The sequence below is a fragment of the Micromonospora sp. NPDC047670 genome (assembly GCF_043204915.1).
Taxonomy (GTDB): domain Bacteria; phylum Actinomycetota; class Actinomycetes; order Mycobacteriales; family Micromonosporaceae; genus Micromonospora.
In genome coordinates, this window is record NZ_JBIDDA010000008.1 from 227,311 (window position 1) to 238,642 (window position 11,332).

10 protein-coding genes and 1 pseudogene are annotated in these 11,332 nt (G+C 74.2%); 5 read left to right on the forward strand and 6 right to left on the reverse strand.

Annotation, left to right across the window (positions count from 1 at the left end):
- Positions 1–30: 30 nt before the first annotated feature.
- Together ACGF7U_RS21035 and ACGF7U_RS21040 are read left to right on the forward strand one after the other, a co-directional pair.
- Positions 31–711: pseudogene (locus ACGF7U_RS21035) on the forward strand (ABC transporter ATP-binding protein); the annotation flags it as partial.
- Positions 712–761: 50 nt separating this feature from the next.
- A complete protein-coding gene (locus tag ACGF7U_RS21040; protein WP_393109019.1) occupies positions 762–1,505 on the forward strand; it encodes an ABC transporter permease in 744 nt (247 codons plus the stop codon).
- Between the two features lie 69 nt (positions 1,506–1,574).
- Here the strand turns inward: ACGF7U_RS21040 and ACGF7U_RS21045 are convergent, their stop codons facing one another.
- From ACGF7U_RS21045 to ACGF7U_RS21055, 3 genes are all read right to left on the reverse strand, one after another.
- Entirely contained in the window at positions 1,575–2,813 is a 1,239-nt protein-coding gene (locus ACGF7U_RS21045) for a phosphatidylserine/phosphatidylglycerophosphate/cardiolipin synthase family protein (RefSeq protein WP_393109021.1), read from the reverse strand.
- A gap of 124 nt (positions 2,814–2,937) precedes the next feature.
- Complete coding sequence (locus ACGF7U_RS21050; RefSeq protein WP_393109023.1) at positions 2,938–3,636, reverse strand: SGNH/GDSL hydrolase family protein; 699 nt, start codon at positions 3,634–3,636, stop codon at positions 2,938–2,940.
- 9 nt (positions 3,637–3,645) lie between these two features.
- On the reverse strand, positions 3,646–4,617 hold the full coding sequence (locus ACGF7U_RS21055; protein ID WP_393109025.1) for an exo-alpha-sialidase: 972 nt from the start codon (positions 4,615–4,617) through the stop codon (positions 3,646–3,648).
- A 186-nt stretch (positions 4,618–4,803) separates the two neighbouring features.
- On the opposite strand from ACGF7U_RS21055, the gene ACGF7U_RS21060 reads away from it, so the two are divergent.
- Both ACGF7U_RS21060 and ACGF7U_RS21065 read left to right on the forward strand, forming a co-directional pair.
- Positions 4,804–5,802: a trypsin-like serine protease gene (locus ACGF7U_RS21060; protein ID WP_393109027.1), complete on the forward strand. Its 999-nt coding sequence runs from the start codon at positions 4,804–4,806 to the stop codon at positions 5,800–5,802.
- 68 nt (positions 5,803–5,870) lie between these two features.
- Positions 5,871–6,341 carry a dethiobiotin synthetase gene (locus ACGF7U_RS21065; RefSeq protein ID WP_393109029.1) on the forward strand — a complete coding sequence of 157 codons (471 nt, stop codon included), beginning with the start codon at positions 5,871–5,873 and terminating at the stop codon, positions 6,339–6,341.
- Positions 6,342–6,366: 25 nt separating this feature from the next.
- Here ACGF7U_RS21065 and ACGF7U_RS21070 read toward each other — a convergent pair whose 3' ends face one another.
- Genes ACGF7U_RS21070 through ACGF7U_RS21080 form a run of 3 tightly spaced genes read right to left on the reverse strand, consistent with a single transcriptional unit; the run spans position 6,367 to position 9,605 of the window.
- Positions 6,367–6,768 carry an MmcQ/YjbR family DNA-binding protein gene (locus ACGF7U_RS21070; RefSeq protein WP_393109031.1) on the reverse strand — a complete coding sequence of 134 codons (402 nt, stop codon included), beginning with the start codon at positions 6,766–6,768 and terminating at the stop codon, positions 6,367–6,369.
- A 9-nt stretch (positions 6,769–6,777) separates the two neighbouring features.
- Complete coding sequence (locus tag ACGF7U_RS21075) at positions 6,778–8,013, reverse strand: MFS transporter (RefSeq protein WP_393109033.1); 1,236 nt, start codon at positions 8,011–8,013, stop codon at positions 6,778–6,780.
- On the reverse strand, positions 8,010–9,605 hold the full coding sequence (locus ACGF7U_RS21080; RefSeq protein WP_393109035.1) for a class I adenylate-forming enzyme family protein: 1,596 nt from the start codon (positions 9,603–9,605) through the stop codon (positions 8,010–8,012). The genes ACGF7U_RS21075 and ACGF7U_RS21080 overlap by 4 nt, the downstream gene beginning before the upstream one ends.
- A gap of 312 nt (positions 9,606–9,917) precedes the next feature.
- On the opposite strand from ACGF7U_RS21080, the gene ACGF7U_RS21085 reads away from it, so the two are divergent.
- Positions 9,918–11,195: an SGNH/GDSL hydrolase family protein gene (locus ACGF7U_RS21085; RefSeq protein ID WP_393109222.1), complete on the forward strand. Its 1,278-nt coding sequence runs from the start codon at positions 9,918–9,920 to the stop codon at positions 11,193–11,195.
- Positions 11,196–11,332 lie beyond the last annotated feature (137 nt).

Sequence of the window (11,332 nt, forward strand, 5' to 3'; positions counted from 1 at the left end):
GCGACCGGTGGAATTCCTACCGTTCTCGGCATGTCAGTCATCGAGGTGAGGAACCTCCGTAAGCACTACGCCGATCAGGTGGCCGTCGCCGACGTGTCGTTGAGCGTGGAGGAGGGCGAGATCTTCGGGCTCGTCGGCCCCAACGGCGCCGGCAAGACCACCACCGTGGAGTGCATCGAGGGGCTCCGGGCCCCGGACGCCGGGACGGTGCGGGTGCTGGGGCTGGACCCGCGCCGGGACCGCGCGGCGGTGCGCCGGAAGGTGGGCGTCCAACTCCAGGAGAGTCGGCTGCCGGATCGGATCAGGGTGCGGGAGGCGCTGGACCTGTACAGCTCGTTCTATCCACATCCGGCCGACTGGCGGGAGCTGATGGACGAGCTGGGGCTGACCCCCAAGCGGAACACCGTGTTCGCGAAGCTCTCCGGCGGCCAGAAGCAGCGGCTGTCGATCGCGCTCGCGCTGGTCGGCAACCCGTCGGTGGCGATCCTCGACGAGCTGACCACGGGGCTCGACCCGCAGGCCCGGCGGGACACGTGGGAGCTGGTCCGGCAGGTCCGGGACCGTGGCGTCACGGTTCTGCTGGTGACCCACTTCATGGACGAGGCGGAGCGGCTCTGCGACCGGCTCGCGGTCATCGCGGCCGGCCGGGTCGTCACCGTCGACACTCCCCGCAACCTGATCGCCGGTGCGCGGGTGCCCGGCGTGGAACGGCCCACCCTCGAGGACGCGGTCCTCGCCCTCACCTCTGCCAGGAGCCTCTGATGGTCACCCTTTCCAAAATCACCCGCGTCGAGGCGAAACTGTTCCTCCGGGATCCGGTCGGCGCCTTCTTCGCCGTCGCCTTCCCGGCCCTGCTGATCCTGGTGCTCGGCCTGGCCATGCCGGGGTTCCGGGAGCCGGCCGACGAGCTGGACGGCCGTCTTCCCCTGGAGGCATACCTGCCCATCACCATGATGCTGGCCATCGCGACGGTCACGCTGATGACGCTGTTGAACGTGGTGGGCAGCTACCGCGAGCGGGGCATCCTGCGCCGGCTGTCGACCACCCCGGTCTCGCCGACGGCGATGCTCGTCGCGCAGGTGGCCGTGAACGTCGCCGCGCTGCTGGTCGCGTGCGGCCTGGCCTGGCTGGTGGCGGCGACCGTCTTCGACGTCCCGCCGCCCGGCAACGCGGTCGGCTTCGTGCTGGCGTTCACGCTCGGGGCGGGCGCGATGTGCGCCCTCGCGCTGCTCGTGGCGGCGGTCACGCCGAGCGCCCGGGCCTCGATGGGAATCGGTCAGCTGATCTACTTCCCGATGATGTTCTTCGCCGGGGTGTGGACGCCGGGGCCGTTGATGCCCGACCTCGTACGCCGGATCGCCGACTTCACCCCGCTGGGGGCCGCGTCCCTGGCCGCGCAGGACGCCTGGGCGGGCTCCTGGCCCACGTCGACGCACCTGGCCGTGCTGGTGGCGTTCACCGTGGTGCTGGGCGGGTTCGCCGCCCGCTGCTTCCGCTGGGAGTGATCGTGGCGCAGTGTCACGCCGGGAGAGGGGCGGGCGTCATCCCCGGCGCGGCACCGCGCCGCGCGCGGCTCAGGAGCGGCACGGGAAGTTGGCCTTCGTGCAGGTCGTCCCGGAGTTGTAGGCATCGTTGAAGTGCGTGTAGTAGGCGTCGTAGAGCGGGCGGGTGGCCCCGCTCTCCGGCGCCATCTTGACGAAGATCTCGTCGTTCTCGTTGAGGGCGTCCTGGGTCCAGTTCTGCGAGCCGGTGTAGACCCGGTACTGGTGGGCGCTGCCGTACCTGCCGTGGGCCAGGAAGAACTTGTCGTGGACCTTGGCCCGGCTGCGCAGGGAGACGCCGGCGTCGAGCAGGGCGTCGTAGACGGACCGGCTCATCGCGATGCTGCCGTCGGTGTTCGTACCGATCACCATCCAGACCCTGCACCCGGCGGCCCGGAACCGGGTGACGAGATCGACCAGTTGCGGCCGGCCGGTGGTCACCGCCGCCATGCCCACGCGCAGCCGGCAGTCGGCGTCGGGAGTCAGGTCGTTGAGGCGGGTGACGATGGTGTCGGTCTGTCCGACGCCCTCCGGGGACGCGTACGCGTCGGCCGCGGCGGCCTGGTAGTAGCCCCGGCCGGAGGCGGAGTCGTAGTAGTCGTTGCCGCTGTAGTGCCGGCGGTTCCACATGTCGGCGAAGTTGGTGCCGAGGCCGGCGGCGAGCGCCGCGTCGCCGTAGACGGTGATGGTGTTGTTGAACGCGTCGGGGCCGGTGGCGTAGGTGAGGTTGCTGGACCCGAACCAGACGACGTTGCCGTGGGCGACGCCGTTCGGGTCGGTGGTGCGGGTGAAGGTGAACAGTTTGGTGTGCATGTCGCCGGCGGCGCTGGTGCTGATGCAGCCCCGGCCGCCGCTGCTGTTCTGGCAGAACTGGTGGTATCGCAGTTGCCTGATCGTCGCGACGGCCGGATCGGTCGAGGTCGCGTTCTTGCCGTCGACGACCACCATCACGGTGACGCCGCGGTTCTGGGCGCGCAGCAGGGCGTCGGCGACGGAGTCCACGCTGATGGAGTGCATCGCGCCCCGGATGGTGGAGCCGGCGGGCGCGGCGTCGATCAGTCGCTCCAGTTCGGCCAGGATGGTGTAGTCGCGACCGGCCGTCGGATCGCTGAAGTGTGCCCACACCGGATGGCCGGCCAGGGTCGCCGTCGCGGCGGAGACGCGGCTGGTGGCTGCCGCCGCCGGCGCCGCCCCCACCGTGAGCAGGACGGCGCCCGTCAGCGCGCACGCCAGCGCACGGCGGACCCTGAGGCTCAACCGATCAAGCATCATGAATCGCATACTTCGGCAAGAAGTTCCATGCGTCAATGCGACGAGGGTGAGAAGTTGCAATCGCCCGTGACGTGCGCCGGGTCCGGGTGGACGATCTCACCCGCTAGCACGTCAGGGGTGGGCGTCACCCCCGCTGGCGCGCCTGTCGACCGGTCAGGTGGGTGCCGAGGCGGCGGACGGTCTCGGCGGCGGCGACGGCGTCGCTGCGGGCGCTGCCGTGCCGGCCGTCGCTGCTGTAGATCGACGGGTCGGCGGTGAGCGGGTGGTCGGTGAGCCGCACGTGCAGGGTGCCGAGCCGCTCCGCGAGCGCCCCGGTGTGCGCGGAGAGCCGCCGCATCCGCTCGGCCAGACCGGCCCGGTGCCGCTCGGGCACCGCCGGGCTGTGCGAGACGTCGAACATGCCGACGGTGATCACGTCCGCGCCGGCGGCCCGCAACGCCCCGATCATCGCGGTCAGTTCCGCGTCGACCGCGTCGGCGTCGTACGCCGGGTGGAAGGCGTCGTTGCCGCCGCACACCACCAGCGCCAGGTCGGGCCGGAACGCCAGCGCCGGGGCGAGCTGGCGGGCGCGCACCTCGTGCGCCCGCAGCCCGCGCAGCCCCAGGTTCAGGTACGCCAGCTCGGGCCGCACGGCGCGCAGTTCGGCGGCGATCCGGTCCGCCCACTGCACGTCGGGGTAGCCGTCGACGGGCTCGCAGAGCCCCTCGGCCACGCTGTCGCCCAGCACCGCGAAGCGCCGCCACGGATGGTCGCGCAGCAGCGCCGCGCTCTCCCCGTCGCGCAGGCAGAACGGATCCGTCGCTTCGGTCAGCGTCAATGGCATGAGCGCACGCTAGTCGACCGGGTCGTCCCCGGCCAGCGGCCCGTCGGGCAGGGCGACCTCCGCCAGGTAGACGCTCGTGCGCTCCTCGTGCGAGGAGTAGTAGCTGACCCACAGCGTCCCGTCGTGCCAGACCAGGCCGGGGTAGCCGCAGTCGCCGCCCGACGGCAGCGGGACGAGTTCGGTCAGGCGTCCCCGCCGCGGGTCGACGGCGCAGATCGCGGTCCGCACCGCGCCGTCGTGCAGGCGTACGCCGGCGACCAGGCGGCCGTCGGGGAGCCGGCGCAGGGCCGGCCCGCCCACCCGCACCCCCAGGTCGGTCCAGGCCCAGTCGCGGTACGGCGGCCGGGCCCGGCCGAGCTGCGCAGTGGCGGTCTCCCGGTCGCGCCGCAGCAGGCAGGTGGCGGTGCCGTCGGGGTCGAAGACCAGCCCGGACTCGTTCGGGTAGCCGCCGAGGAAGAGCGTCTCCAGCACCGGGTGCAGGTCGACGCCGTCGCCGCTGCGGTAGAGCCGGACGAAGCGGGGCTCCCGGGTGGCGTAGCCGACCCCGTACATCGCCCCGGCGTGCCAGGCCGCCTGCCAGACCCAGACGCCCGGCTCGCCGACCGGGGTGGGCTCGCCCCAGCGGCGGCCGTCCGCGGAGAGCCAGCTCAGGGTCCGGAACTCCTTCGGTCCCGCGCCGGTGACCGCGGCGGCGAGCAGTTGCAGCCGGCCGTCCGGCCGGACGACGAAGCGCGGGTCGCGCAGGTCCGACCCGGGGCGGGCGAGCACCGCCGCCGGGCCCCAGGAGCGGCCGTCGGGGGAGGCGAGCAGCCGGACCACCCCGTCGTCGGAGAGGTGCGACGCGCCCTCCCGGAACGCGCAGAGCCAGCCGCCCGCGTGCCGGACCAGGTCGGTGAACGCGCTGTGCGGCGCGGTGTCGCCGATGCGTCGTACGGCGGTCACCTCGGCGGCCGCCGGGCGGGCGGTCGGGGGCGTCGTCATGCGGATCGACGCTAGGCGGCGCGGCCGACGCCCCGGCGGCTCACGGGCGAACGGCCGGCGAACAAACGCCCCGCGCGGCACCCTTTACGTGCGCGTTGACCAGTGTGAATATGTCTACATCGATCGGCAGACAGCCGGTCCAGCCCTCCCCGGGAGGTACGCGTGAGACTCACTCGACGTGGTGTGATGTCCGCCGTCACCGTCGCTCTCCTCGGCGCCACCGTGGCCGTGTCACCGGCCCACGCCGCGCCCGCCGTCCTGACCGCCGACCGGGCCGCCAGCCTCGCGGCGGGCCTCGGTCCCGACCGCACCGCCGGCTCCTACCTCGACTCCGCGTCGGGGCGTACCGTCGTTGCCGTCACCGACGAACGCGCCGCCGCCACGGTCCGCGCCGCCGGCGGCGTCGCCCGCCTCGTCACCCACAGCGCCCGCGCCCTGGAGGCCGCCCGGTCCCGGGTGGACCTGGGCGTCACGGGCACCGCCCTCTGGGTGGACCCGGTCAGCAACCAGGTGGTCGTCGGCGTGGACAGCACGGTCGGCGCCGCCCAGGTGGCGCGCATCCGCGCCGCGGTGGCCGCGGCCGGCGGCACGGCCCGGATCACCCCGCTCGCCGGCACGCTGAGCATGCGGATCTCCGGCGGCGACGCCATCTACGGCGGTGGCTACCGCTGCTCGCTCGGCTTCAACGTGCGCAGCGGCAGCACCTACTACTTCCTCACCGCCGGGCACTGCACCGACGTGGTCTCCGCCTGGTACGCCAACTCGGCGCAGAGCACCAAGCTCGGCGACCGCACCGGCACCAGCTTCCCGGGCAACGACTACGGCATCGTCCGCTACACCAACACCTCGGTCGCCATCGACGGCTCGGTGGGCTCGCAGGACATCACCGCCGCCGGGAACGCGTCCGTCGGCCAGCAGGTGACCCGGCGGGGGAGCACCACCGGCACCCACAGCGGCACCGTGACCGGCCTCAACGCCACCGTCCGCTACGCCGAGGGCACCGTGCGGGGCATGATCGCCACCAACGTCTGCGCCGAGCCCGGCGACAGCGGCGGCCCGCTCTACTCGGGCAGCACCGCGCTCGGGCTGACCTCCGGCGGCAGCGGCAACTGCCGCACCGGCGGCACGACCTTCTTCCAGCCGGTCACCGAGGCGCTCAGCCGCTACGGCGTCTCCGTCTTCTGACCCGACCACCTCGTGGCTCCCCGGCGGCATCCGCCGGGGAGCCACGGCGCGTCGGGCATCATGGCGGCATGGTGCAGGTGGCGGTGTGCGGGCCGGCGACCGCGTCGGAGGCCGAGCTGGCGCACGCCCGCCGGGTGGGCGAGCTGCTCGCCGAGCGGGGCGCGACGGTGCTCTGCGGAGGTGGCGGCGGGGTGATGGCCGCCGTCGCCGCCGGCGCCCGCTCCCGCGCCGGCCTGGTCATCGGCGTACGCCCCGACGACGGCACGGCCCCCGGCCCCGCGGCGCAGGTGTCGGCCACGGTCGTCACCAACATGGGTCAGGCGCGCAACGCGATCCTGGTGTGGAGCGCCGACGCGGTGATCGCGGTCGGCGGCTCGTGGGGAACGCTCTCCGAGGTGGCCCTGGGCCTGCGGCGCGGCGGTATCCCGGTGGTGGTGCTCGACGGGTGGCGGATCGTCGGCGCCGACGGCGCGCCGGTCGCCGGCCCGCTGCACGTGTCCACCCCGGAGGAGGCGGTCTCGGCGGCGCTGCCGGGTTGACGCCGCCCGGCGAGCCGACAGCACGTCAGGCGCGATCCGCCTGCCCGGCCCGGTACGCCGCCGCGAGCCGCTTCGGCGCCCGGTCCTGCCACGCCTCGACGACCAGCTCGGCCAGCTCGTCGGGGTCGATCCGGTCCAGGCGGACGAGGACCGCCGGGTAGCCGTCGAAGTGCGGGGTGGTGAAGTAGACGGCGGGGTCGTCGGCGAGCAGCGCCTCCTTCACGCCCAGGTCCGGCACCCGCACCCCGAGGACCGGGCCGTCGGGCGCCGCCGCCCCGAGGGCGTCGAGGTCTGCGCGGCGCAGCGGACGCTCCCAGACGAACGCCCGGTCGCGGACCTTCCACGCCGGCGCCCCCTGATAGGAGGGGTGCTCGCTCGTCTCCGGCAGAGCCAGCGCGACCCGGCGTACGTCCTCCCACGTGGCCATGCCCCGACCCTACGCCTGACCCGCGACGCGCGGTTGCCGCTCGGCCGGCGCGGCGACGGGCCGGGGGCGCAGGCCGGGCAGCAGCGGCAGCAGGGTGACCACCAGGCAGAACACGGTCATCGCCAGCAGGGCGGGGACGAGGCCGAGCGCGGTCACCGACCAGCCGCCCAGCAGCGCGCCCAGCGGCAGGCCCGCGAACGCCAGCGACCCCGCCAGCCCGATCACCCGCGTCTGCAACCCGGCCGGTACCCGTTCGTAGATCGCGACCCCCAGCAGCGGGTTGACCGCCGCGATGCCGATGCCGGAGGCGAACGTCACCGCCAGCACCACCGCCAGCTCCTCGCTGAGCGCGAGCACCAGCAGCCGCGGCGCGCCGCTGACCGCCGCCCCGACCACGAAGGCCAGGTAGCGGGGCAGCCGGGGGCCGAACGCGGTGAACAGCAGGTTCCCCAGCAGCGCGCCCGCCGAGAACGCGCCCAGCACCAGGCCCAACCCGGCCGGGCTGCGCAGCACCTCGGCCACCCAGAGCGGGATGTAGACGGCGACGCTCGCGTTGACCACCATGTTCAGCGCCGAGATCACCAGCAGCATGGTCAGCAGCATGCGGTCGTGCCCGAGGTAGCGGAAGCCACCCGCCAGCGCGCGCAGGTAGCCCTCCGGTTGCGCCGGCGCCGCCGGGGGCGCCGGCGGCCGGACGAGGAGCCCGACCAGCAGCGCGCAGACGGCGAAGCTGGCGGCGTCGATGAGGATCGCCTGGGTCACGCCGAACCACCAGATGAGCAGCCCGCCCAGCCCCGCGCCGAGTAGGGTGACCATCCGGCCGAGCCCGTCGTAGACGGAGGTCAGCCGGATCAGCCGCACCCCGGCGGCCTCCGCGGCCGGGCGGAACATGACGTGCTTGACCCGGTCGCCGACGCCCCGCAGCGTGCCCACCACGGCGACCAGCGCGACCAGCGCGCCGAAGCCCAGCCACGGGGTGAGGGCCACCGCGACCATCAGCCCCGCGCTGCCCACGTCGGTCAGGATCGAGGTGCGGCGCAGCCCGATCCGGTCCGCCCAAGGCGTGCCGAGCGCGCCGGAGAGCAGGTAGGGCAGCGTCTCGGCGGCGGCCACCACGCCCATCTTCGCGGCGCTGCCGGTGGTCTCCAGCACCAGCCACGGGATCGCCACCACCGACACCCGGCTGCCCAGGTTCGAGATCAGGTCGGCGGCGACCAGGACGGTCAGTTCCCGCCGGGGGGTCACGCCAGCGTGCCGATCGACGCCTCCGGGTGCTCCACCGCGCTGGGGTGGGCCTCGGCGTACCGGGCGCGCAGCGCGCGCTTGTCCACCTTGGCGGAGCGGTTGAGCGGCAGCCGGTCGACGAACTCCACCCCGCCTGGCGCCCAGGTGTCGCTGAGCGCGGTGGTGACCAGGTCGATCAGCTCCCGCGCGGTCACCGTCGCGCCGGGCGCCGGCACCACGTACGCGTACGGCAGCTCGCCGGCGACCTCGTCCGGCACACCGATCACCGCGGCCGCGCGGACCTGCGGATGCCCGGCCAGGACGTCCTCGATCGGGCGGGAGTAGATCGGCCAGCTGCGCCGTCGGGTGAGGATCCGGTCCTGCAACCGGTCGACGAGGTAGAGGTAGCCGTCGGCGTCGACGTGCCCGATGTCGCGGGTGCGGACCCAGCCGTCGACAAGCGTCTCGGCGGTCAGCTCGGGCTGGCCGTGGTAGCCGGCGAAGCGCAGGTCGGTGTGCACCCACACCTCGCCGTTCGCGCCGGGCGGCAGCACGGTGCCGTCCTCGGCGCGGATCTCGACGCGCACGTCGCCGTACGGCCGGCCGCAGGAGCGCAGCCGCTCCGGGTGCTCCGGATCGTCGGTCAGCCCCGGCAGGGCGGTGATCACGACGGCCTCGCTGAGGCCGTACACGATGCGCAGCACCGGGCCGAAGCGGGCGATCGCCTGGCGCAGCCGGGCGGGCGCGGCGGGCCCGGCGCCCACGTTGAACATGAACATGGCGGAGAAGTCCGCGCCGTCCAGCGCCGGGTGGTCGAGCACCTCGTAGAGCATCGGTGGGGTGACGAAGGTGGAGTTGATGCGTTCCCGCGAGACGGTGTCGATGAACCGGGCCGGGTCCCAGCCGTCGCGGGGGAAGAGCACGCCGCCGGTGAAGAGGTTGAACAGCGTGGTGATCTGGCCGCTGGCCAGCCACATCGGCGAGTGCGACAGGTGCCGCAGCAGGGGGTACCCGGCGGCGCGGAAGTCGGCGGCCAGGGCGAGGATCTGCGCGTAGAAGCTCTCCCGGTGGTGCACCAGCTTCGGGGTGCCGGTGGTGCCGCTGGTCTGTAGGAAGGACTCCGGCACCGGCGCCTCCGCCGGCAGGTCGCCCCCGGCCGCGCGGCCCGCGCCGGCGGTGAGGTCCGGGCCCGCGCCGCCCGGCCCGAGGCAGAAGACCGGCACGCCGGGCAGCCCGGCGGCCAGCTCCGGGCCCAGGCTCGCCGGGTCGCGGGCGTCGTAGACGAAGGCGTCGGGGCGGGCCAACCGGACGAACTCGGCCACCTCGCGGCGGGAGGTGACCGGCGCGATCCACATCGTCCGGCAGCCCAGCAGGTGCAGGGCGAGCTGCACCAACGGCCCCTCCACCGGGTTGCCGAGCGCGACCAGCACCGCGGCCCCCGGCCGTACGCCCTGCCCGTGCAGCGTCGCGGCCAGCCGGCGCACCTCGGCGGCGACGTCGGCGTAGCTGAGCCGGCGCCCGCCGCCGACCAGCGCCTCCCGGTCGCCGAAGCCGGCGAACAGCTCCAGCGCCCGGTGCACGTAGCCGGCCCGTCGCTCCGGTCCGTCAGTCATCCGGCGGCCCCCCATCGGCGGAGAAATCGACGTCCTCCGGGCATCCCCCGGGAACGGCGCGGCAGGTGGGCGCGCCTGCGCGACCGCACCGCCGCCGTCCGTGAGCGTAGGCACCACCGCCCGTCACGGGACAGAGCCCGAACGGCGTTCCGGTCGGACCGGAGGGCATTTGATCACGTCGATCAGGTTGATTGACGCCTGTAAAACGGGGCGGCTAGGTTTCTGGACCATCGTCCAGGCGGTGCCGTCAGTGGACGGCCCTGGGCTGCCAACGATGGAGGTTCAATGTCGACCCCGAAGAGATGGCATGTCATCGCGTCCGCGGCCACGTTGCTGGTCGCGGGCACCCCGGCGGTGGTGGCCAGCGCCGGCCCGCCGGACGCCGAGGCGGCCCGCCACCAGCGGACGGTCTGGGCGGGCAGCTGGGCGGCCGCGGTCACCCGGGGCAACGCGACCGGCCTGACCAACAACGGCCTGAACAACCAGAGCGTCCGGATGGTCGTGCACACCAGCGTGGGCGGGCCGCAGTTCCGGGTGCGGCTGAGCAACATGTACGGCGAGCAGGCCGTCCGGGTCGGCCGCGCCACCGTGGCGAAGCCGAACACCGCGACCCCCGACGACCTGTCCGACATCGACACCTCGACCCTGCGGGAGCTGACCTTCGGCGGGGCCACCTCGGCCACCATGAACCGCGGCGGCGAGCTGCTCAGCGACCCCGTCGCCCTGCCCGTCGGCGACCAGCAGGACCTGGTGCTGACCGTGCACTTCCCGACCCCGACCGGGCCGGTGACCTTCCACGGCCAGTCCCGGCAGACCAACTTCATCGGCGCCACGGACCTCACCTCCGCCGCCGACGGCGCCGGGTTCACCATCCGGCCGAACTGCTGCTGGTTCTTCCTGTCCGGCATCGACGTGCAGCGCAGGCACAGCCCCGGCTCGGTGGTGGTCTTCGGCGACTCGATCGCCGACGGCAACGGCAGCACCGTCAACGCCAACAGGCGCTGGCCGGACCTGCTCGCCGACCGGCTCATCGACGCCCGCCCCGACGTGCGCACCCCGGGCGTGCTCAACCTCAGCCTGGCCGGCAACCGGCTCAACCACGAGGGCACCGAGGCCGGCGCGGGCGGCTTCCCCGGCTACCACGAGCTCGGCCCCAACGCCCTGGCCCGCCTCGACGAGGACGTCTTCGCGCAGACCGACGCCCGGACCGTGATCACCCACCTGGGCATCAACGACATCTGGATGTCGGGCGACTCCGCCGAGAGCGTCATCGCCGCGCTGCGGCAGGTCAACCAGCAGGTGAAGGCGCGCGGCCTGCGCAGCCTCGTGTCGACGCTGACCCCGTACGAGGGGCACGGCAACCCGGGGGTGTGGACGCCCGAGAAGGAGGCCACCCGGCAGGCGGTGAACGCGTGGCTGCGCGGCAGCGACGAGTTCGACGGTCTGCTCGACTTCGACCGGGTGCTGCGCGACCCGGCCCAGCCGAGCCGGCTGCTGCCCGCGTACGACTCGGGTGACCACATCCACCCGAACGACGCCGGCAACCAGGCGATGGCCGACGCCGTACCGCTGCGGCTGCTCGGCCTGTGACATCCGGCGCGGGGGGGGGGGGGGGCCCCCCCCCCCCCCCCCCCCGGCGGGGGGGGGGCCCCCCGGCGGGGGGGGGCCCCCCCCCGGGGGGCCCCCGCCCCCCCCGGGGGGGGGGGCCCGGCCCCCGACCCCCCGCG